General features: G+C 59.3%; 14 protein-coding genes and 2 tRNA genes. 5 read left to right on the top strand and 11 right to left on the bottom strand.

Annotated elements, in window-relative coordinates:
• Positions 1–4 precede the first annotated feature (4 nt).
• Positions 5–463 carry an SRPBCC domain-containing protein gene (locus FHU41_RS10000; protein WP_179389528.1) on the bottom strand — a complete coding sequence of 153 codons (459 nt, stop codon included), beginning with the start codon at positions 461–463 and terminating at the stop codon, positions 5–7.
• Positions 464–819: 356 nt separating this feature from the next.
• On the opposite strand from FHU41_RS10000, the gene FHU41_RS09995 reads away from it, so the two are divergent.
• The 3 genes from FHU41_RS09995 to FHU41_RS09985 all read left to right on the top strand — a co-directional run bounded on the left by FHU41_RS09995 (position 820) and on the right by FHU41_RS09985 (position 7,041).
• Positions 820–2,307, top strand: a complete 1,488-nt coding sequence (locus FHU41_RS09995; RefSeq protein WP_179389527.1) for a sigma-70 family RNA polymerase sigma factor — start codon at positions 820–822, stop codon at positions 2,305–2,307.
• 269 nt (positions 2,308–2,576) lie between these two features.
• A complete protein-coding gene (locus FHU41_RS09990) occupies positions 2,577–6,410 on the top strand; it encodes a DUF7507 domain-containing protein (RefSeq protein WP_179389526.1) in 3,834 nt (1,277 codons plus the stop codon).
• Positions 6,411–6,729: 319 nt separating this feature from the next.
• Positions 6,730–7,041: a YciI family protein gene (locus FHU41_RS09985; protein WP_179389525.1), complete on the top strand. Its 312-nt coding sequence runs from the start codon at positions 6,730–6,732 to the stop codon at positions 7,039–7,041.
• A 247-nt stretch (positions 7,042–7,288) separates the two neighbouring features.
• Here the strand turns inward: FHU41_RS09985 and FHU41_RS09980 are convergent.
• The 3 genes from FHU41_RS09980 to FHU41_RS09970 all read right to left on the bottom strand — a co-directional run bounded on the left by FHU41_RS09980 (position 7,289) and on the right by FHU41_RS09970 (position 10,048).
• Positions 7,289–7,376: transfer RNA gene (locus FHU41_RS09980), tRNA-Ser, on the bottom strand.
• Positions 7,377–7,505: 129 nt separating this feature from the next.
• Positions 7,506–7,955, bottom strand: coding sequence for a GNAT family N-acetyltransferase (locus FHU41_RS09975; protein ID WP_179389524.1), 450 nt, complete (start codon positions 7,953–7,955; stop codon positions 7,506–7,508).
• A gap of 14 nt (positions 7,956–7,969) precedes the next feature.
• On the bottom strand, positions 7,970–10,048 hold the full coding sequence (locus FHU41_RS09970) for a prolyl oligopeptidase family serine peptidase (RefSeq protein ID WP_179389523.1): 2,079 nt from the start codon (positions 10,046–10,048) through the stop codon (positions 7,970–7,972).
• Positions 10,049–10,073: 25 nt separating this feature from the next.
• Here FHU41_RS09970 and FHU41_RS09965 point away from each other — a divergent pair, with 25 nt between their 5' ends.
• Positions 10,074–11,945: an FAD/NAD(P)-binding protein gene (locus tag FHU41_RS09965; RefSeq protein WP_179389522.1), complete on the top strand. Its 1,872-nt coding sequence runs from the start codon at positions 10,074–10,076 to the stop codon at positions 11,943–11,945.
• Between the two features lie 94 nt (positions 11,946–12,039).
• Here FHU41_RS09965 and FHU41_RS09960 read toward each other — a convergent pair whose 3' ends face one another.
• From FHU41_RS09960 to FHU41_RS09940, 5 genes are all read right to left on the bottom strand, one after another.
• Positions 12,040–16,638 (bottom strand): ExeM/NucH family extracellular endonuclease, encoded by a 4,599-nt coding sequence (locus FHU41_RS09960; RefSeq protein ID WP_179389521.1) that lies wholly within the window; start codon positions 16,636–16,638, stop codon positions 12,040–12,042.
• Positions 16,639–16,882: 244 nt separating this feature from the next.
• Entirely contained in the window at positions 16,883–17,389 is a 507-nt protein-coding gene (locus FHU41_RS09955) for a septum formation family protein (protein WP_179389520.1), read from the bottom strand.
• Positions 17,390–17,658: 269 nt separating this feature from the next.
• Positions 17,659–18,396, bottom strand: a complete 738-nt coding sequence (locus tag FHU41_RS09950; protein ID WP_179389519.1) for a flavodoxin family protein — start codon at positions 18,394–18,396, stop codon at positions 17,659–17,661.
• 123 nt (positions 18,397–18,519) lie between these two features.
• Positions 18,520–18,607: transfer RNA gene (locus FHU41_RS09945), tRNA-Ser, on the bottom strand.
• Positions 18,608–18,681: 74 nt separating this feature from the next.
• Complete coding sequence (locus tag FHU41_RS09940) at positions 18,682–19,086, bottom strand: DoxX family protein (protein ID WP_179389518.1); 405 nt, start codon at positions 19,084–19,086, stop codon at positions 18,682–18,684.
• Between the two features lie 21 nt (positions 19,087–19,107).
• On the opposite strand from FHU41_RS09940, the gene FHU41_RS09935 reads away from it, so the two are divergent.
• Positions 19,108–20,067, top strand: coding sequence for an NAD(P)H-quinone oxidoreductase (locus FHU41_RS09935; protein ID WP_179389517.1), 960 nt, complete (start codon positions 19,108–19,110; stop codon positions 20,065–20,067).
• 35 nt (positions 20,068–20,102) lie between these two features.
• On the opposite strand, the gene purB is transcribed toward FHU41_RS09935, so the two are convergent.
• Positions 20,103–21,554 (bottom strand): adenylosuccinate lyase, encoded by a 1,452-nt coding sequence (gene purB / locus FHU41_RS09930; protein ID WP_179389516.1) that lies wholly within the window; start codon positions 21,552–21,554, stop codon positions 20,103–20,105.
• A 150-nt stretch (positions 21,555–21,704) separates the two neighbouring features.
• Positions 21,705–22,130 (bottom strand): phage holin family protein, encoded by a 426-nt coding sequence (locus FHU41_RS09925; RefSeq protein WP_179389515.1) that lies wholly within the window; start codon positions 22,128–22,130, stop codon positions 21,705–21,707.
• Positions 22,131–22,159 lie beyond the last annotated feature (29 nt).

Here is a 22,159-nt window from a genome sequence, read left to right as displayed (position 1 = left end):
GTGCTTAGACCTTCGGTTGCTCGGCCGCGGTCTTCAAATCGGCGGCGAACTGGGTGAAGCTCTCGTCGAAGGATGGGATCTTGCTGGCGAAAAGTGGGAAAATGGGTCCACCGATTTTCTCGACTATTTCAACGGACGTGCCACCCTCGGCAATAGGGGTGAGAGTGTAGGTTCTGGTGCCCAAGGCGTCTCCCCAAGCCAGTGTGGAATTCTCTTCGAAAGTTTTGACCTTTAGCGAGAAGGTTCGGCTCGGATCGAGGGTGGAGACCAGCTTGATCTTCGACCCTGACAAGATCTCGCCCTCGATTGAAACGACCGTGGAATTCCAGCGGGGGTAATCGCTGGCGGTGGTGAGTAGATGCCAAATGCTCGGAGCTTCCGCATTCACGGCAATTGCCACCTGTGTGGTGCGGCTGAAGGTGCTGCTGGTGGTGCTTGCAACGCCGTTCGGAAGTGCGGTCATAGGAGGCCCTCGCTGTCTGAGCGAACCAGCTTCGGGATTTCGAAGCAGAGTTCGGTTATGGAGAGAAGAATACACGTCAGATGACCTACCGGATCGGGATTATGACGGCGACCAGGTAGCAGCGGGATTTCCGGCGGAAATCCTAGCATTTCGGGTTCCCCGCGGGGCTGAACCCGGCGCTCATCCGGATCGGCGAGAACGGAATCTGAGTCTGGTTATCTCAATTGGGATGAATCGGCTAAATTGAGATGCTTGGGGGCCATCTTGGGGTCGACTATGTCGACTCATCCGCGGGGTATTAGAGTCCCCGGACGCCTGCAATCCAATTAAGCAAACGAATAGACTAGGAGCGTGTTGTGGATCTTGATTCTTCCGTAAAATCGGATCGTTCTCTCCTCGCTGCCTTTCACGATGGAGACGAAGATGCTCTGAGCGAGTTGGTGGCGCGACACTCTCCGATGGGCTTGCGGCTGGCCAGGGCTCGGGTCGTCAATCCGAGCGACGCGGAGGACGTTCTCTCCAGCGCGGTTGCCGATGTCTACGCCCAGATGACGGACGGTAAGGGGCCGACCGATTCGTTTCGCTCTTATTTCCTGACCGTCATTTCTCGGAAAGCCTCCCGAACCAATCAAGACGCCGCCAAGGTTCTTCCGGTGGCAGATAATGCCTTGCTGGACGAAGTGGTTGAACCGGATGAAATCCGCTTGGATATTGATACCGATCTGGTGCGTGGAGCCTTTCAGGCCTTGCCCGAGCGCTGGCAGGAAGTTCTTTGGTACCTGGAGATCGATGAAGTGAAACCGGCGGAAGCGGCCGCTTTGATGGGTATGAGTTCAAACGCTGTCTCCGCGCTGGCGCTGCGGGCCCGCCGAGGCTTGCGTAGGTCTTTTGTCCAAACACTGCGCTCAAAATCCCCCACGGATGCCTGCAATCGACTGGCCAACACCGTCGAACCCTTCATTCGTAGCGGCGATCCCTTAATTTTGCCCGCGAACCTGCACCGACATGTAGCCTCATGCGCAAGCTGCAGCACGGTGGTGCAGCAACTCGCGGAGACCAAGTTTGCCCTGCGAATGTTGCTCGTTCCCGCACTTGTCGGGGTATCGGCCAGTACTTATCAGGGGATGGCCAATACTACGGCTGCTTCACTTCCGGCGGCTACCGGCGGGTTTCTTACTCGGGGACGCCTCCTCACTGGTCTGATCGGGGTAGCTGCTGCCGCCGTCCTGCTCGGAATTTTGCTGGTTCCACATCCGAGTCCTTCCCCCAGCGTCTTAGCTCCAGTGCCATCCTTCTCGGCGCCGCCAATAACGGCCGGAACCCCTACCTCGTCCCCTTCCCTTTTTCCTTCTCGGCAGCCGACCTCGTCAGCGACTCAGCCAGCCCCGCCCGCAGCCCAGGCAGTCGCTTTGCCCGCCGAGGCGCCCGTGGCCGCCGCGATAGAGCCTCCTAGTCCAACAGTGACTAGTAATAGCGTCGCCACACCCGCGCCTTCGGTGGTTCGGACAAGAGTCGTACCGTTCAGCACGCTGACTGCGATCGTCACCGACAGATACACGGCGACCGTTGGCTTCACACCGGCGGGAAAGACCCCCGACGGAAGCGCTGTGGTAACGATTTCGCCCAGCGGGCCAATCTCGCTTGGCACAGTGAAGCCAGCCGCCGGTTGGTCCTGCAGCCCTGCGGGGGCGGCGTGGAGCTGCAGGACCACTCAGATGGCAGCTAACTCCTCTGCTTCCTTCACCTTTTCGGTGACCCGAGAAGCGGAGGGAACAGCGTCCTTCAGCATGGAGGTCAGCGGCGATCAAATTGTCTCGACGGGCTCAACCAGGGCCGTCAGTTGATCGGGAGTATCGCCCCTTGTACACGGGCTCAGGGGAGCGCGTCATGTTTTTTTAATTTTTGACACCTACAGATGGCGATATTGCCAGTAACGCGGTGCAGCACCCATTGGGAGGCCTTGGGCTTTGATCCCAAGGTCGGGGCTGCGCTGGGGGAATCACTAGTTGCATTAAATGGGGGAATGGGAGTGTTTTATATGTATAGCGAGCCAAAGAGGGTGGCCCCGGGTGGGGGGATTCGACGGCGACATACGTTAGGTAGCCGAAAATTTGTGTCCGTATTGCTGGCATTTTGCCTAGCTATTGCGACCCTGATTCCTTTTGCCTCTTCGGCATCGGCGGCTGGCGCTTACACGCTGAGCCTAACCGCTCCGGTGAGCGCTCCGCTCAACCAAGGGTTCTCTTATACGGCGACTATCTCTACCCCCGGAGCCTCTCCGGCGGCACCTATGACCGGCGTCGTGCTGACTTCGACCCTGGCCCCGGGCCTGGAGCTGGATACCTTGGCGACCGGCCCCGGAACGCCGGTGCAGTCCTACACCTACGATCCAACCACTCGGGTCATTACCTTTACCCTGAACGACCTCACCAAGCAGCTGACGACCTTCACCTATTCGGTAACGCAGATCGACAACACGGTGAAGAGCCAAGACACGGTGTTGCACACCACGATTTCCGATCAAAGTGGCGACCCCACCTCGGCTGCCGATACCAAGGTGGTTGGGGATCTCAACTACCACCCGGGGAAGTCGGCTTTTACGGTTCAAGGCTCCAACAATCGTGACGTCACCTACTACCTTGATGTCAGTACCGTTAATGCCAATGCTGGCACGTCGACGTTCACTACTTGGCAGCAAACTCTCACGGATACGCTTCCGGCGGGTGCCGTGATCACCGCTACGTCCAGCAACGACGGCGGAACTTGGACCACGACGAATAACCCGGACGGCACCACAACGGTGACCTGGGATCACCTGGGCGCTTATGGCCCTCGGGGACCATCGCTCACTGAACTGAGTGGCAAGAAGATCTGGGTCCAGGTGCATTACCCCGTGGCTCAGTTTCCGGACGCAACGATCAAACCGCCGCTCAATACCGTTCAGTTGACGGTCAAGGACCACGATGGAAACGCTGCTGGACCGACCTCGGCTAGCGCTCAGAGCGTGGACTTCACCACGGGAGTGACTAAGGACATCTTCCTTACCAAGGCTGCAATCAACGGGGACAAAGACATCGTTTCGGCTAGCGGTGGCTTCCTTTCGGCATACCAGGTCGAGGCCGCCTATATCAACGGGGTGGATAGCGATAAGGCTTCATCCATGACCGTCCAGGACGCGGCTACCGACTCTGCCGGTAACGCTCAGTTCTTCGACCATTCCGATGTGTATTACCTGAATACCATTTTCAATGCCGCATTACAGAACGCAAATCTGCCTTATACGCTTGAATACACCACGAGCGCGAACAATTCGTTGTGGCAGACCTACACCGGCAGCGCTTTGACCACCGGCGAAAATACCAACTTTGTGGTGCAGACAACCGGATCTGCCGGCATGCACGCCTACCAAAACAACCCAGTCGATCTGAACATCCCTATCGGTGAGCACCTCACCGGTTGGCGGATAGTGGTTTCATCGGGTGCAGCCTTGATCCCTTCAGGGGCCGAGGCCGATGTTCAAGCCAACTACGCCGCCTCCTATCCAAGCCTGACCGATGGTTCCTTACCAACTCCCGCTACCGGCTCGGTGGGGCCTATTGTCAACACGGCAACCGGCAGCCTGACCGACGCCAGCGGTGTCACTCACTCGAAGACTGACGCGGCCAATTTCACCGTTCAAGACCGGGCGAACATTGCCACTTTTGTTGCCGCGCCAACGTCGATCCTGGTGGGTTCAACCGCGGTTTACCAGGCTACGATCTCCAATCTAGATCCGGTGGGCCGCTCCTATAAGAACTCGGAGCTCGACGTCGTCCTTCCGCCGGGCGTAGTTTATGACCCAGCCGTGGGCATTACTCCGGCCTATGCCAGCACCCCCACCACTAACATTCCGGTGCCGACCCTGGGGAACGGGGCGACTGTCACCACGAGTAACGTCACGGATGCCAACGGCGAGGTGCATCAGGTTGTTCACATTGTGGTTGCGGATCTACCGTCACTGCGCACGGTGGGGGAGGTGAAGAATCGAGACGAATTCCTAGGGTTCCGTTACAACATCCCTACTCAGGTACTTGCTCAGGCCTTCGACCCGACCCAGAACACCGCTGAGGTTACCTCCTGGGCCTTTACCAATGACCCGCTATATTCCTCTTTGCGGATGGATTTCTACGGACCGTACTACAACCCAGACCTCTATGATCTCGATCCGGCCCTAAGCCGCGTCGCGAAGTGGACTGATCAGTCGGTAGTGAACACCAGTGGCGGTCTTTTGCTGGGAAAGCAGGTGCGCGCGGATGCCTCTGCGGACTGGGGGCTCAGCGCCACGGTCAAATCCCCGGGCACGGTGCAGTGGCAGGTGTATGTTGCCAATGCGCTTCCCGAATCAGTTACTAACGCTGTCGTCTTCGATCGCCTGCCCTATCTGGGAGACAACCGAGGAACCCAGTTCCCCGTGACGCTGAGTGGCCCGGTCACCGGGGCTCCGGCGGGCGCGGTTCTTGAGTACTCCACGGATGCCACTAGTGCGAGCACCGGAACCTGGACCACTGACCCAAGCAATGCCACGGCGTTCCGATTGAAGCTCGATTCCTTGGCCAGTGGTGACAATCTGACGCTGCTTGTCTCGACGAATGTTCCGGCGGCACAGAAGTATCAAGACATCGCGGTTAACGATGTAACGGCCACCGCCGATTATCAGGGACAGAATCGCAACTTCATTTCGAACACGGCAACCGCGCAAGTTGAGGGAACGCCGTCGTTCACACTGGTCAAAAAGACCAATGGCCTTCATTACGATTCAGCCCCAGGGGCTGCAGTCGCTACCGGATCCACGGTGAGCTGGACCTACCAGGTGACCAATACCGGAGACACCCCTTTGGATAACGTCGCGATCAGCGACGCCTACACCGATGGAACCGGCAAGGCCGGAACCTTGACGCCCACTTCCTCTCAGACGGGGACGTTGCTGCCGGGAGAGAGCCGTACCTTCACGGCAACTGGCACGGCGGTCAATGGTGAGTATCACAACACGGCGACGGCGACGGCGACTGCTGTGGACGCGGAGGGCAAGGCTCTCGCGCCGCAGCCGAAAGCGCAGACTGATCAGTCCTGGTATCTGGCAGGAAATGCTGCCTTGACGGTTGAGAAGACGACTAATGGGCAGAACGTTGATTCAGCTCCTGGTCTTCAGCTCACTCCTGGTGATCAGGTGACCTGGGCTTATAAGGTCACCAATACCGGTTCTTTGCCGCTGACAAACATTGATGTCACGGACAAGGATTCAGCCGGTAATACGGTTTTCGTCGGCACGGTAGCTTCGTTGGCTGCTGGCAAATCCGTGACACTCAGCGCCTCGGGGAAAGCGATTTCCGGGCAGTATCACAACACTGTGACCGCTAGTGCCGCGAATCCAGCAGGTGGAGACGCTTTGCAGGCCGCCGATGAATCATGGTATTTCGGGGCTGAGCCGGGAATTTCCTTGCTGAAGCAGGTCTCTGCAAGTCCGGATGGACCGTGGTCAAATAGCGTCAGCATTAAGACTGGAGCCTCCATCTACTGGCAGTTCACCGTCGTCAATACGGGAAACATCCCTCTGGGCAACGTGGTTATCGGAGACGAAAACCTGCCGTCGATTCCGGCTATTGCCTCGCTGCAACCGGGTGAGACTAAGACCGTAGTGGTCAAGCAGGACAGTATTGTCTCCGGCTACACCAACACCGCGTCGGTCTCAATTCCTGGGGTCGAGGTCAAAACTCCTGGCGGCACCGTCATTGTCAAGAAACCCGGAGCCAAGGCGACTGTTACTTCTAGTGCAACTGTAACCATCGAGAGTCCTGCCCTCGCCTACACCGGCGCCGCCTTTGGCTGGTTGCTGATTGGCGCCGTCGGACTCTTCGGCCTAGGACTGACGATGAGGATCCTTAGCAGGAGAACTCGGCAGCGTGGCTAGACAATGAGCCAGGTTCCGTCGCTATACCTGCCGGTGAGGCGGCGGAGCCTATCGAGGGCACTGGTTTTTCCCCAAATTTTCCAGTGCCCTCGCCTTGGGCCGGTGGCCAATAGTGCGTTACCCTTCCCTCGGGCAAACGTGAGTCACCGGCCCAAGATCCCTACCTGTTCAGACGGTCCGTGATTTGGCAGGTCTGCTGATTCACTGACAGTGGTCTAGCAGTTTCACAGCTTAGAAACAGCTTGAACGCGCCATAATTCGAGTGTGGCTGGAAGTCTCCAGCGCGGGATGGCTCTATGTTTTGAGGAGACAGGTAGAGATGGCGAAGTTCTTAGTGTTGTACAAGGCCGATCAGTCGGCGGCGGAGCAAATGGCTCAGGCGAGCCCGGAGGAGCAGGAAGCCGGAATGCAGGTCTGGATGGACTGGGCGGGCAAGGCAGGGGATGCCATTGTGGATCTCGGCTCACCCCTTGCTCCGGCCTCAGCTGGGGCGGAGAGCGGCGTTGGTGGCTTCTCGATCCTGCAGGCAGATTCCGCCGAGGCCCTGCAAGGCGTTTTGGAAGGACATCCGCACACCGCCCAGGGCGGCACCATCGAGGTGCACGAATTCCTTCAGATGCCCGGGATGTAATCGGCATCGGCTCGTTTGTGCTTCTCCCGCAGGTGTTTTGGCGAATCTGAAGTCATTTACTCTGGCGTTGGAGGTGGGTCCCACCGAGTCGAGCGGCTTGGTGGGACCTGATGCCGGACCCCACCGAGTGTGCCAAGTGACTGGGGTCCGCTTGGGCGAAGTATCTGGGCGGTAGCCTCGCCTGCGCCCAGCTCTGCGACTTAAGCAAAAAATGCCCCCGATCAGTGACTGATCGGGGGCATTTCGGCGGAGACGGGGGGATTTGAACCCCCGGTGGAGTTTTGCCCCACACTTCATTAGCAGTGAAGCCCATTCGGCCGCTCTGGCACGTCTCCAAGGTGCTGGCTCCAGTAGAAGCCTAGAGCCAGCCTGACAAGGTTACCGAACTTAGCACCCTGTGCGCAAAGCGACCAGATGGGAGCTCCAAGGTACAAGCGAGTGAAGCCTGCGCCAGGGAGAAAAGATCAGCGGACCATTCGAAGCTCCGCCAGGTTTTCCCAGTCCGCCACCAGCTCGCGAGTGCCTTCCAAGGCAAAGCCCTGATGCTGGTAAAAAGCGATGGCATTGGCGTTCTCCTCCGCCACCCAAAGCGACGCTGGCCGGTCACCGAGGGCGGTTCGCAAGAGCTCCCCGCCCAGCCCCAATTTCTGATGCGATTTGAGCAGATACAAACCCCACAGCTCAACCGCCGCACCCGGAGCGGGACGATTGAGACCCGCGAAACCCACGATCACGCCGTCGTCCTCCACTACCCAATGCCGAGCCATCCCCTCAGGAGTGGCCGAGGACCACATTGCTAGCCGGTCCTCAACCCGCAGCGCCGCCAAGAACTCATCGGAAAGCATCCCAACATAGGTCTCTCGCCAAGCCTGGACATGAACTTCGGCGAGCCGAGGCGCATCTCCAAGGCGCATCTGACGGATACTCGTCACAGTTCACCACCGTTGAGAGCCCGCCAGAGGAATTCGAGCGGTGCGGTTTGCAGGCGAGCGGCTTGTTTATTGTCCGCGGCGCCCTTGTGCCCGCCCTCCAGCGACTCAAAGAACCACAGCGGTTCGATGTTCATCCGCTCCATCCGGGCCGCCATCTTCCGAGCTTGCACCGGGCCCACCCGATCATCGGAGGTCGCCGTCCAGATAAAGGTGGGCGGATAATCCACCTCGTCTTGAAGCAGGTGATACGGCGAGAAGGTTTTGATGTACTCCCACTGCTCAGGAACATCCGGATCCCCATACTCGGCAATCCAGGAGTACCCGGCGTTGAGCTTGGTGTACCGCTGCATATCGAGCAAGGGCACCCCGCAAGAGATCGCGCCGAACAGCTCCGGATACTGAGTGAGCATATTGCCCACCAGCAGCCCGCCATTGCTTCCTCCCTGGCAAGCCAACTTAGCTCGAATGGTCACTCCACGCTCGATGAGATCCTCAGCCACCGCAGCGAAATCCTGATAAGCCCGATGCCGGTTCTCCTTGAGCGCTGCCAGATGCCAGCCTGGCCCATATTCGCCACCACCGCGGATGTTGGCCACTACATAGACCCCGCCCCGTTCCAACCAGGCACGGCCAATGATTCCGCTATAAACCGGGGTTCGCGAAATCTCGAAGCCACCGTAGCCGGAGAGTAGAACCGGATTGTCGCCGGCGAGGGAAAGGTCTCTGGGTGACACTTGGAAATAGGGCACCTTGGTGCCGTCCAGGGAGGTGGCGAAGTGCTGTTCCACGGCGTAGTCGGCTTCTTTGAAGAACGACGGCGAGGCCTTCAGTTTCGCTGCTGGCCCGGCTTCCGCGGCCGCTGAGCCACGAAGCAGGGTGCTCGGAGTCAGGAAGCCTGTGACGGTGAGCCAATAATCGTCTCCTATTGCACCTTCTGGGCCTTCGCCGTCGTCCTCTTCATCCACCGGAGAGATGTTGGCGAGGTGCAGTGGCGGGCAACCTTCCAGCTCGCGCCGAGCGAAGCCCGCAGCCGGATCTGCCACCAGGATCTTTGAGGAAACATCTTGCAGTAACTCAAGCAGCAGGAAGTTCTTGGTCCAGCTCCAACTCTGTAGCGAGGTGTGCTCATCCGGTTCAAAAATCACCGTGAAGTCCCGTGAGCCCGCAAGAAAGTCCTCCAGCAGAATCGTGTAGAGCGCGCCGCTGCGCAGTTCGAAGCCGCCAAGGGTTGCTTGGCTCTGCGGCCGGAGCAGCAACCATTGCCGATGAAGATTGATATTGACGTCCTCGGGAACCTCCAGCGCCAACCACTCTTCGCCGACTCTCAGATAGCTGCGGCGCGAGAAGAAATCGATCACGTCCATCGCGATGTCCCGCTCAAAGCCAGGGGTGTCATCGTGCCGGACGAAAACGCCCATATGGTCTTCCGGTACCTCAAAGTACAGTTCGGCGTCGCTAAGGGCTTGGCCGCGGCGCAGAATCCGTGAGGTTCGCGGATAAGAGGAGGTGGTCAGCGTGCCCGGCCCGAAATCGGTCTCTACGATGAGGGTGTCCGCGTCCTGCCAGGAGGCATCCGACTTCGCTACCGGGATGGTGAAACCGTTGGGAACGAAGGACTTCTCCAGTACATCAAACTCCCGATGCACGTGCGCGTCCCCGCCGTCCGGGGAAAGCATGACTAAGCAGCGGCGGTGTGGCTCGCCTTTTGAGGGGCGGAGAAAAACCGCTCCATGCCAGACCCACTGGGTGCCTTCCTCGGCTCCCAGCGCATCGATATCCAGTACGGTCTCCCATTCCGGGATTTCAGAGCGATAAGAGTCCCAGCTAGTCCGCCGCCAAAGACCACGCGGGTTCTGCTCGTCCTGCCAGAAGTTGTAATAGTGTTCGCCGCGCTTGGCCACGGCGGCAATCCGGTCCTTTGAGTCGAGCACCTCCAGAATGCGGGATTCCAGCGCCGAGTACTGACCGTTCAACAGCTTTTGCTCGGTGCGGGCATTGCGTTCACGCACCCAGTCGAGTTGTTCTTGTCCGTAGATGTCTTCCAGCCAGAGGTTTTCATCGGTTTCAAGGGTCATAAGGCCATCCTAGTAAGCTCAAAGCATGCCTTCCTCTGCTCCCCGCCGCATCGCGATCATTGGTGCAGGCCCTCGGGGCACCTCGGTGCTGGAACGGCTGATTTCCCAGCTTCAGGATCGATCTGAGCCACTGGCCGGGTCGCTGCAGATCGATCTGGTGGATCCTTTTGACCCGGGTCCTGGCCGAGTCTGGCGTACCTCCCAGTCTGAGTTGTACTTGATGAATACTCAGTCCTTCTATCCCACCGTGGTACCGGATCAAGGTGTGGACAGCCCCCCGGTGTCCGGGTTGAGTTTTGATCAGTGGCGGGCACGATTTGCGCCCCAGCTGGCCAGCACTGAATTCCCGCCCCGTGCGTTATACGGACAATATCTGCGGTGGACTTTTGAGGAGCTACTGAGGCGACTACCTCACGAAGTTACGGTGCATTGGCACCGAACGGAAGCACTTGCCATTTCGCGGACGACGACGGCGGCCGGCGGCTTTGCGGTCCGGCTCGGCTCCGGGGATGAGCTGCTGGTGGAGGCGGTGGTGCTCGCGCTGGGCCATCTACAGGCCGAACTGAGTTCCGAGCAGCGGGAGTTCGCTGAGGCAGCCTCCCGCTGGAACCTGGGGTACTGGCCACCGGCGATTCCGGCGGATGTGGATTGGCGCGAAATCCCGGCTGGCCAGAATGTTCTGGTTCGCGGGATGGGTCTGAATTTCTTTGATCTGATTGGTCAGTGGACCGAAGGCAGGGGAGGGGTTTTCGAGGCCACCGGCGAAGGTGCCGGTAGGGCGCTCAAATATCTGCCCAGTGGCGAGGAACCGGTGATCCTGGCGGCTTCCAGGCGCGGCTCGCCCTACCGGGCCAAGGCGGATCTGGACAGTTACTATCCGCGCGGGGTGGAACTACGGTTCTTGAATCAGCTGCTTGCCGAGCGTGAAGCTCCCGGTCCGAACGAGCAGATACCCGGTTTTGACCACGATATCTGGCCCGCGCTGCACCGAGACGTAACCTGGAGCTACTATCGAACGTTGCTTCGGGGAACGCCTTCCGAGGGGTTGCTGGGGGATTTGGCGGCGATCCTTGACGGCCCGGGGTGGTCCGAGGGTTTGAAGGCCTTCGAAGCCCGGCTCCCCGCGGCGGACCGGTTGGACATTGAGGCCTTAGCCAAACCCTTCGCCGGTCAACATTTTGCCGGTACGGCTGAATTCGACCGGGCGGTGCTGCTGGAGTTGGAGAGGGACGCGCAGGGGTCTGCCGCGGCCGAATCCGATCCGGTGAAGATGGCCATCGGGACTCTTAACGAGGGCCGGGCGCTGATCAAGCAGCTCGTGGCCGATGGCGGAATTACCGAGGAATCTTGGCTGGGCGAGCTAAGGGGTTGGTTCGAACCCTTGGTTGAGGGTCTGGCTAGCGGGCCACCCTCCTTGCGGATCGAGCAGTTGGCGGCGCTGGTGCGAGCGGGCATAGTGGGCTTCACCGGGCCGGACCCGGTTTTTGCCGCTGGACCGGACGGATTTACCGCAAGCTCACCCTGGCTGGATGCGGCTCCGCGGCATGCCCGCTACCTGGTGGAGGCCTTAGCGCCAAGCAATCGAGTGCTGCAAAGTTCATCCCCGCTGATGCGGCAGTTGCTTGCGGACGGCTTGGTCCGTCCCAAAGCCATGCTGGCGGCGGACGGCGAGGTGGTGCTCAGTAGCGGCTTGGAGGTCACTACCCCTCCTTATCGAGCGATTGACGGTTCCGGTTCGGTTCTTGAAGGCCTGTACGTGCTGGGTCTGCAGCTCTCCTCCGTGCAGTGGGGAACCGCAATCGCGGCCGAGGCGCACGCCAAACACCCCAGTGGTTACCGCAGCTTGATCGATGCGGACAGCATTGCCAGCCACCTTTTGGAAAGCCTCCAGCTCTAGCGGCAAGCGAGCTTAACAACTAAGTGGTCGCCCACCGGGCTCGAAAGCCTCAGTGGACGACCACTTAGTTAGTGCGATTCAATGACTCCGGTGATTAGCCGTGCAGTCCGTGCTGCCACACCCACTGCCAGGAGTACCACAGCCAGAGCAGCGACTTCCAGAACCAAGTCCACCAGTTCGTGGAGGGAGCCGGAGGCGCGGTGGTGCCGATATCAATGGGCAACCGTCCGTAGGTCCCGGTATCGGTGGTGACGGTGAAGCGTCCACCCTTGAGCTCGGCGGGAACCTTGAAGCTCAGCGTAGCCACACCGGCTGTAACGGGGAACGTCCCGAGTACCGCGGGTACCGCTGCCGTGGGTACCGACCAGCCCGTGCCGCCGCCGACTCCCGAGGGTTCATAGCGGAGGGTCACCTTGGTGCTAGCCGGGGTGCCCAAGGAGGTCAGGTCCAGCTTTTGCAGCTTGACCGTGACCTGCTGATTCTCGGTTACCGAGGTTGGTGCTCCGGTGACGTTGAGTGCTCGCCGAGTGAAGTCCGGGGCGATCGGCTTGCTGGCGGATTCGGTGCTGAGGTACTTGAACCAGGCATCCCGATCAACCAGGCCGCTGTCCTTGGCATTGGTTCCTTCGGTGAAGATCCGGAAGTTATCACCACCGGAAGTCAGGAAGCTGAAGGTACCAATCCGATACGACTTAGCCGGATCAATCGGCGCTCCATTGATCACAATCGAGGTCACGTGGCTGCCCTGCGGTTTGCTGGGATCGTAGGTGTAATCCACATTCTTCGATAGACCCAGGTTCAGGAACGGCCGGCTCGGAATCGTGCCGTCGGCATTGGTCTGCCACTGCTGCTCCAGCAAGGTCTTGAACTGGGCACCGGTCAGGCTAGTGGTCCACAGATTGTTCAGGAACGGCAGCACCGCATTGGCTTCCGCCACCGTAACCACACCATCGCCTTCCGCTCCGGCCGCCTTGTACAACAGATCGGCACGCAAGCCACCGGGGTTCACCACCCCGATCTCGGCGCCGCCCAGAGACGGATCGGAAAGCGAGGACTTCAGCGCATTGGCCACCAGATTGCCCAAGGTGGACTCGTTCTGTCGATCATCGCGGGAGTATTTTCCGGTTGCCGGGTCCAGCACTTGAGCGGTGGTGATATCCGCTGAGATTTTGCCAATCGGCTTATCGCCCTCTGCCTGGGCGTAGGCCAAGGCAGCATCGACAATTCCCTTCACCTTTGCCGCTACCGGGAACTGGCTGACCAGGTCTGCGGCAGGGGTGGTGGTGCGTGGAACATTGCGCTGCTTGTAGCTGAGCACCTGCTTGCTGGCCGGGTCAACGTAGAGCTGAACCTGACCGATGTTCTCGCCGTAGTCTCCGGTCTGCAACACCGGACGAGTTTTCACCGCAGCGTCGGCAGCCACTCCGGGGATGGGAGCATCCCAGGCGTACTGCTTATGAGTGTGACCGGTGAAGATCGCGTTGACCACGGAAGAGGTCTGGTTCACGATCTTCTTGAAAGCCTCATTCTGCCCGGCCGGCGCGTTCAGCTCTTGCTCCAGGCTGGCACCATCGGGGGTGCCTTCTGCGGCGCCCTCGTGGTATTCAGCCACAATCACATCGGCGAGCTTCTGCTCTTTGATCTTGGTGGCCACCCGGTTCACGGCGTCCACCGGATCGCCGAAGTCAACCTGGGCAATCCCGCTGGGGCTCACCAAGGTGGGCGCTTCCTGGGTCACCGCGCCAACTACCGCGATCTTGACCCCATTGACGGTGAACAGTTTGTATTCGTCCAGGGCCGGCGTCGTGGTTCCCTTGAGGTACACATTGGCACCCAAGTAGTCCCACTTGGCGTTGGTGCCGCCGTTGATAATCCGGTCCTTCAGATCCGCAAAACCGCTATCGAACTCGTGGTTACCCACCGCCGAGGCTTGTAAGCCCATCGCATTGAGCACGTCGATGGTGGGCTGATCCTTCTGCACGGCCGAGGCGTAGAGCGAAGCGCTGACGTTATCCCCAGCCGAGAGGAAGGCCGAGGCACCGGCCGGCGACGCCGCCTTGAGCTGCTCAACAGTACCGGCGAAATTCACCGTATTGGTGTCGATGCGACCGTGGAAATCGTTGATGTTCAGCAGGTTCACTTCGAGCGGACCAGCCGGAGCAGTGCTCAGATTGAGTCCGACGACGACCGGATCGTGATCGCTCGCGGCGTACGGTTCGGTGTTGTAGTAGTCGGTGACGTTGTAGTTGTAGCGCGAGTAGTTCAGCGCCACGGACTCAACCGAGTTGATGTTCCAGATATCCGCGCCGGTGATCGAGGCCGCGAACTCATTCGAAACCAGAACGTGGTCCAGCGAGCCAACCCGACCGTCGAACAGGTAGGAATGCTTACCGGTCTGCGGGTCCAGGTCGGTGTACCCGGCGGCGGTTAGCGTGTTGATCGGGTCTTCTTTGCTATAGGCATTGAAGTCACCGATCAGCAGCACCTTGGTGGTGTTCTTCTGCGCCTTGAGGGTGTTAGCGAAGGTCAGTAGCGCCTGAGCTTGTTTGACGCGGGCGTTATTCGAGTTGCCCTGGCCCTTATCGGTATCGCTCGGATCATTCGCCGGAGCGGAACCCTTCGATTTGAAGTGGTTCACAATCGCCAGGAACTGAGCCGAATCCGCTGCGCCCTTCGGCTTGAAGGACTGAGCCAGCGGTTGACGGGCAATCCCGGTGAAAGCCGCATCATTCAGAATGACGGAATCGCCCACCGGTTCGGCGGCAGCGGTCTTGAAGATGAAAGCGGTGCGGATAACGTCCTCATCGCTGACCGCGGGACGAGCCTGCGGGGAGCGAACGTAATCCCAGACGTTAGAACCCAGCTTTGCGTTCAGCGCGTCCACCAGGGTCTTTAGAGCCTTGTCCCGGTCGGTGGCGCTATCGGCGAACTTCGCCGAGTTCTCGATCTCTTCGAGTGACAGCACGTCCGCGCCGGTGCCGATGATGCCGGCTACAACCTTGTCCTGCTGACGCTGCAAATTAGCCGCATCCCAAGCTCCACGCTGGGTGCAGCCACCCTTGACGGTGATCTTGTTCCCGGCACGATCAGAGTAGGCCGTGCAAGCCGGGTCCTGATCACCGGTGTGGATGAAGTAATTCTGCACATTGAAGGAGGCGATTTTCAGGTTTCCACCCACTGCGGCCGGAGCCGAGCGGGTGTCGGAGAAGCTAGCTGGCTGCACGCTGGCCGCATTGGCCGGGGTGAGCTGGGTAAGCGGCTGTAGCTTGTAGTCGCCGTTGCGGTTATCGAAGATGACGTTGGTGCTAAAGGTGACTGCAGCACCGACCCGCAGCGAGGAAGCCGTGGTCAAATAGGGCAGCGGGGTGCCCTGATTGGCTGCACTCAGAAAGTTCGTGGAGGCGCCGTCGTCCAAGCCAATGGACTTGGCCGCATTGCTCGCCACCAGCGCGGTGTTCTCCGCACTGCCATAGGGGTAGAGGGCATTCGGCTGCACCAGAGGGGTGGTTCCCGCAGCCAAGCCGATTTCACCATACTGATTGAGTGAGTAGTTATCGGCTACCGTGTAGGAACCCTTGGGCTGGAAGAGCATGCCTTCGAGGGATTCGCGCTCGGCTGCCGTGGCCGGAAGATCGACGACGGCGGGTTTCACTGCCACTGCGGCTTGGCTCAGCTTAGTGAGCTTGTCCGCAGCCACGCTGATTTCGGTTAGCGAAGTGGCATCACTGGCACCCTTGAACTCGGTGACCGGCCCGGTCACCTCGACGAAGTCACCAGCCTGTACCTGCGACATGGTGCTGGGGGAGTAGACGAAAACTGCATCCGAGGCCTTATGCGTACTCAGATCGAGATCGCCACCGGTGCCCTCGGTCTGGATGTAGTAGCCGTTGAAGCCGCCGGTGGGGTAAACCGCCGTCACTACGCCGCGGGTGGTCACGGTCTGGTTCACCAGGGGGCTGGTATCGGTGCTGCCCTGAATGTCCTTGATGGCCGCGATGGTCGGATTGACCGGACCCGGATCGACTGGGCTGCCAGCGGACTGCGGGGTGATGCTGGCGCTGAGCTTGAAGTCTGCGGAGTTGTTATTGCTGTCCGCGCCATCGGTGCGGTTGAGCGACTTAACGTCGGTATTTCCGCTCGGGGCGGTAGCCGCAGCCGTTTCGAAAGTATTTGAGGTGCCGTAGCCGAGCAGATCGGCGACATCGGCATTATCAGTCACGGAGCCGGTGGCCAAGCCTGTCACCGCGGCGGCCTTCTTGGCTAGATAGATGGTTCCGCTGGTTCCGGAGAAATTCAGCGTGCTGGTGGCATCTGGTGTCGGCAAATCTGCACCCGAGGTGCCGTTACTGCTGGCCTGAACTAAGAAGTGGCCCTTCGCGGGGATCGATCCGCTCAGCGGGGCGATGCCCGCGGGGTTGGCCGTGCCGGTCGCGCTGCGGTATTGCAGCGACCAGCCGTCCAGGCTGACGGAAGCGTCGGTGGCGTTGTAAAGCTCGATGAACTTGTTCTTATAGGCGGCCCCTGCGCTACCGCCGCTCAGATAGGCCTCGTTGATCACCACCGGAGAGGCAGTGGTGGCTGTTGGTGCTTGAGGCTGGCTTGCTGCTAAGGCTGGCGCGCTTGCCAGCGGAGCAGCGATAAACGCTGCCGCCAGCACTCCCCCTAGCGCTACGCGGATGGACTTGCCTGGCATAGTTCCCCATTTCTCTGAGCTTTTGTTTGGCACTTGATGAGTCCTACCCGGGCGCCGGGCCGTCTGGACGAGGCTAGTAGCCTGCCATATTAGCTATGGTTCGACTGTGTCAGGGCTGTGACTCTACTGTTGCATCCAATCAAAGCCAGGTTAACATGAGGTTGCAGCTGGGGGTGTGTTGTGAAACAAAAAAGAGGCGGTTCTGCATTTCTGCAGAACCGCCCCCATTTCTAGATTTTCTAGACTATTTTTTGACGCCCTTGAGCGAACCCTTGATCTTAGTTTCGTCCTTGGCGGCAGCTAAACAGAGGATCTCGCGGTCATCCTGCTTCCAGCTCTCTGCGGTGGGGTAGAAGTAGGTCACCCCGTACTTGGACTTAGCGCTCTCAATGCCGACGAACTTCGTGAAGGCCGGTCCGCAGTATGCCTCGGCCTTATCGGAAATGGTCGTTTCTCCGGGGTAGTCCCCGTCCGCTAACAGCGTGCGGTCGAAAGCTTCGAAATCGTGTGCCTCGCTGCAGGGAACGCTGACCACATCGGTGATGGAGGTGGTACCCGGGTCCTGGATGCAGTCGCCGACCTTGATCTGGAAGGCGTCCGAGGTGGACGTTGCGGTTACCGTGCCACTCGGATCGCGGTCAGGTCCGCCACCACCGATCAGTCCGCAACCGCTGAGTGAAAGTCCAAGGACTAAGGCTCCAGCAGCGAGGGCGCTAGCACGCAGCCTCGGTGACTTCATGGTTTCTAACATCTATGACTCCTAAGCGCTATTGCCAATATTTACTGGAGATTTTGAACGGCCCTTTGCTGTCAATCAGCTGTGCGAGTAGTTCCCCCGCATGAGACTACCGGACGGGCACAGGGAATTTACAGATATTTCCGAGTTGAAACAAAAATTTCGTTGAATTTTGACATAGCTCAAAATGAGGTGTTGTTGTCCTTCTCGCTTCGCGCCGATCGGTGCCGATCAGTGGCCCGGAATGCTGGTCGAGGAGTCAGTTAGTTCGGTGTCTCGGGTGATTAGGAGCGGTATTCAGGATTGACAAAGTCAAAGCGAGCTCCTGCATCCCATTCCTTGCGCTGATTGCCATAATCCGGGAAGCCATCGGCCGATCGGAGTAACTGGGCCAGATGCATCAGATTCCAGGTCATGAAAGTGGTGTTGCGATTAGTGAATTCATTGTCTATACCGGCTCGAACGCCGTTATTAAGATCGCCGTAGCTTGGTCCCGGGCCAGCTTCGCCGATCCAACCGGCGTCCGATTGCGGGGCGACAGAGTAGCCAACGTGTTGGAGGCTATAGAGGATATTAGATGCGCAATGTTTGATGCCATCCTCGTTTCCGGTAATGAGGCAACCGCCAACCTTGCCGTAGTAAAGCCATTGCCCTTTATCGTTTAGCTCACCGGAGTGGGCGTAGAGGCGCTCAATGATCTTTTTGGTTTCGCTGCTGTTATCGCCCAGCCAGATAGGCCCGGCAATGACCAAAATATCTGCGGCGAGTACTCGTGGGAACAAGCTTGGCCAGGCGTCAGTTTCCCAGCCATGCTCCCGCATATCGGGATAAACCCCGGTTGCAATGGGGTGGTCGATTGCGCGGAATTGATCGACTTCAACACCGTGCTTGGTCATAATATTGGCACTAATATCGACAAGTCGTTGGGTGTGACTCAAGCCAGGGGAGCGGGTCAAGGTTGTGTTGATAAACAGCGCGGACAGCCCGGAAAAATCAGGGTTCCTTTTGGAAGTGTCAGTCATGCACAGACTATACAGCCGGGATGGGAGCCTGCTAATGCCTGCTAAGGGCTTGAGTAACCCGAGCGAACGATGCGAACAGGTCTAGCCTTAACTTTCGTTCTGGCTAGACCTGTTCACACAACGCGGAAGGTATGGGATTTGAACCCATGAGACGGGGTTACCGCCCACTGGTTTTCAAGACCAGCTCCATCGGCCGCTCGGACAACCTTCCTTAGCCCCCAGTGTTTCACGGCAGGGCCGCTGCAATCAAAGTGTTCCGCCGGTGTTCCGCAGCGGAGGCTGGGTTCAGAGCAGCTTACGCACCCGCTCATCGCGCAGCCACAGTCCAATCCAAAGGGCAATGCCGATATAGACCGGAAACAGAACATTGCCGAAAAGCGATGCTTCGATGCGTAGCTGAGCGGCGACCGCACCACCCAGATAACCTGTCAGCAGCACTGCCCCCAGCACAGCAGTTCGCGGTACCAGGCTGAGCGCCAGAATCACCAACTCCACCACACCTATCGGAACGGCGACTCCGGAAGGAAAGCCCAAAAGCTTTTGCGCGTCCTGGACCGGGGCCAGATTCAGTAGATGGCTCACCCCGTCGAAGATGAGGAAGAGGCTAACGAAGCCGGTCAAGATCCAGCCTGCAAGGCGGGCGGCTTTGCCGATACTCTGGCCAGAGGCGGCTATGGACGAGTCAGTCATGGTCATATCTTAGGAGCAGAATTGAAAGCAGTCACCGTTGTCACTCCCGGCGGCCCCGAGTCGCTCGTGCTCACCGAGGTTCCGGCCCCGGTGACCGGCCCCGGCGAGGTGCTGATCGACGTCGTCGCCGCTGGCCTGAATCGCGCGGATGTGCAGCAGCGTCGCGGTTTCTACCCGCCGCCTCCGGGAGCCTCCGAGTATCTTGGCTTAGAAGTCTCCGGGCGAGTAGCTGAAACCGGAAACGGCTTTGAGAAGGGCCAACAGGTGGTTGCCCTGTTGGCTGGCGGTGGCTATGCGGAGCAAGTTGCGGTTCCAGCGGGTCAGGTAATTCCGGCGCCCGACGGCGTGGACCTGGTTTCTGCGGCAGGCCTGCCCGAGGTGGCGGCCACCGTGTATTCGAACTTATTCATGACCGCCCAATTGCAGGCAGGCGAGACCGTGCTGATCCATGGCGGGGCTGGTGGCATCGGCGCCATGGCGATCCAAATGGCTTCGGCCTTTGGTGCACGGGTGATTGCGACGGCGGGTACTGCCGAGAAGTGTGAACGTATCCTAGCGCTGGGGGCCGAGGAAGCAGTGAACTATCGGGAGCAGGACTTCGTTCAGGTGGCGCACCGTTACCGAGGCGCGAAGGTGATCCTGGACGTGATGGGTGCGTCTTATCTGTCCCGCAACGTTGATGCCCTGGCTCTGGGCGGACGTCTGGTGGTGATCGGGTTGCAGGGCGGTAAAACGGGGGAGCTCGATCTTGCCGCGTTAATGGGCAAACGCGCTTCCGTGATCGGTACGACGCTGAGATCGCGACCGGTCGAGGAGAAGGCGGAGATCATGGCGCAGGTCCGGCAACACGTCTGGCCTCTGATCACAGCGGGGAAGATCAGCCCCAGTATTGGCAGGACCTTCCCCTTGGCCGAAGCCGCGGCCGCACACCAGTTCTTTGATTCCGGGGTGCATCAGGGGAAAGTCCTGCTGACGGTCTAGGTCCTTGTCGACTGGGCCGTTCGCCTTGCTGAGGTCTAGTCGCTGAGGTGATCTACCAGGGTGGTGGCGATGCCGATGTAACTAGCCGGAGTGAGCGCCTGCAGGCGCTCTTCGGCCGCGGCAGAAAGTCCAAGTCCGCTGACGAATTCACGCATCCGCTCGGCGTCAACGCGCTGCCCTCGGGTGAGGTCCTTGAGCCGCTCGTAAGGATCATCCATCCCCGGGACACCGGCAATCGCCTCGGCGCGCATCACGGTCTGAATCGCTTCGCCGAGTACTTCCCAGTTATGGTCCAGGTCAGCTGCGAGCACTTCTTGTGCCGTGTCCAAGCGGCCCAATCCGCCCAGCACATTGCCGATGGCCAGTACGGAGTGCCCAAAGGCCACGCCGATGTTCCGCTGGCTGGAGGAATCCGTCAGGTCTCGCTGCCACCGTGAGGTGACCAAGGTCGATGCCAAGGTGTCCAGCAGGGCGGAAGAAATCTCCAGATTCGCTTCCGCATTTTCGAAGCGGATTGGGTTGACCTTATGCGGCATGGTGGAGGATCCTGTGGCGCCTGGAACCGGGATCTGCCTGAAATAGCCGATCGAAATGTAACTCCAGATATCGGTGCAGAGATTGTGCAGAATCCGGTTGAAACGGGCAATGTCCGCGTACAACTCGGCTTGCCAGTCGTGGGATTCGATCTGGGTGGTGAGCGGGTTCCAACTCAGCCCCAGTCCTTCGACGAAGCGGCGCGAAACCTGTTGCCAATCCGCCTCCGGAACAGCTGCGTAGTGAGCCGCGTAGGTACCGGTAGCGCCGTTGATCTTGCCCAGGTACTCGGTAGCTTCAATCCGCTTTAGCTGCCGGTCCAATCGATGCGCCAGCACCGCAAGCTCCTTGCCCAAGGTGCTGGGCGTGGCTGGCTGACCATGAGTGCGGGAGAGCATCGGCACTTCGCGGTTAGCTTCGGACATGGCGTGCAATTTGGTGCTCAGTTCGCGTGCCGCGGGCAGCCAGACATTCTCCACGGCACCCTTGATGCCCAGGGCGTAGGAGAGATTGTTAATGTCCTCGCTGGTGCAGGCGAAGTGCACGAGCGGTTTGAGGTCTTCGATACCAATTTCGGCGAGTCTGCGCCCGATGTAATACTCCACGGCTTTGACGTCGTGCACCGTGGTTTTCTCCAGTTCGCCCAGCTCGGCGACCGAGTCGGCGTCGAACTCGGTGACCAGGGAACGCAACTGGTTTTGCTGCTCTGCGCTCAGCGGCTTGGTGCCGGGCAATACGGAATCCGAGGTCAGCTGAATCAGCCATTCGACCTCGACGGCGATCCGGTCCCGGTTCAGTGCCGCTTCCGAGAGGTAATCAACCAGCGGGGATACGGCTCCGCGATAGCGACCGTCCAGCGGGCCAAGTGCTATCGGAGTATCGCTTTCCGAAAGTGAACGACGGCCGGAAGGGATCCGGACCAGGGCATCAGCCGAGGCAGAAGAATGTGGCATACCCCAATTCTTTCATGCCACCCACCCCAGAAACACTTCAGCCCTACCTCACGGCTACCCAGCTATCCCACTGAATGGTGCAGATGTGACCAATGTGGCGAGAAAAGCAGAACATCTGCCCCACAAGTAACACTCAGTGGGATAGGTGGGTTAGCGGCGGTCTTGGGTTTTCCGGTTTACTCCGGTGACCGCGCTACCGATCATGGACAGCACGCTGATAATGATGGCGGCCAGGATTGCTGTCCAGAAGAAGCTGTCGATGGTGAAGTGCACGGGGGTGAAGCTGCTCAGCCAGGAGGCAAGCCACAACATGAGCGCATTGATCACAATCGTGAACAGACCCAAGGTCAGGATTGTCACGGGAAGCGAAATGAGCTTCACCAATGGCCGGATCAAGGCGTTGATCACCCCAAAGATCAAGCCAACGAACAAGAAGGCCAGCACAGCAGCCAAAGTGTTATTTCCCTGGGCGACATTCAAAGTGCCCTCGGTGCCGATTTTGACTCCGGGCAGGATCCAACTGGTGATCCACAGAGCGATAGTGCTGATCAATACTCGGACCAGAAATTTTCCCATAGCTCCATGCTGGCACACTGCAGATCGTT

The organism is Psychromicrobium silvestre, from assembly GCF_013408295.1.
Taxonomy (GTDB): domain Bacteria; phylum Actinomycetota; class Actinomycetes; order Actinomycetales; family Micrococcaceae; genus Renibacterium; species Renibacterium silvestre.
The sequence above is the reverse complement of the archived record's forward strand: the minus strand, read 5'-3'. Positions and strand labels throughout refer to the sequence as shown.

Coding starts and splice junctions, on each gene's coding strand:
- FHU41_RS09925 (WP_179389515.1), bottom strand. CDS start 22,130: ATGGGAAAATTTCTGGTCCGAGTATTGATCAGCACTATCGCTCTGTGG.
- FHU41_RS09940 (WP_179389518.1), bottom strand. CDS start 19,086: ATGACTGACTCGTCCATAGCCGCCTCTGGCCAGAGTATCGGCAAAGCC.
- FHU41_RS10000 (WP_179389528.1), bottom strand. CDS start 463: ATGACCGCACTTCCGAACGGCGTTGCAAGCACCACCAGCAGCACCTTC.
- purB (WP_179389516.1), bottom strand. CDS start 21,554: ATGCCACATTCTTCTGCCTCGGCTGATGCCCTGGTCCGGATCCCTTCC.
- FHU41_RS09970 (WP_179389523.1), bottom strand. CDS start 10,048: ATGACCCTTGAAACCGATGAAAACCTCTGGCTGGAAGACATCTACGGA.
- FHU41_RS09975 (WP_179389524.1), bottom strand. CDS start 7,955: ATGCGCCTTGGAGATGCGCCTCGGCTCGCCGAAGTTCATGTCCAGGCT.
- FHU41_RS09950 (WP_179389519.1), bottom strand. CDS start 18,396: ATGACTGACACTTCCAAAAGGAACCCTGATTTTTCCGGGCTGTCCGCG.
- FHU41_RS09955 (WP_179389520.1), bottom strand. CDS start 17,389: ATGTTAGAAACCATGAAGTCACCGAGGCTGCGTGCTAGCGCCCTCGCT.
- FHU41_RS09960 (WP_179389521.1), bottom strand. CDS start 16,638: ATGCCAGGCAAGTCCATCCGCGTAGCGCTAGGGGGAGTGCTGGCGGCA.
- FHU41_RS09985 (WP_179389525.1), top strand. CDS start 6,730: ATGGCGAAGTTCTTAGTGTTGTACAAGGCCGATCAGTCGGCGGCGGAG.
- FHU41_RS09965 (WP_179389522.1), top strand. CDS start 10,074: ATGCCTTCCTCTGCTCCCCGCCGCATCGCGATCATTGGTGCAGGCCCT.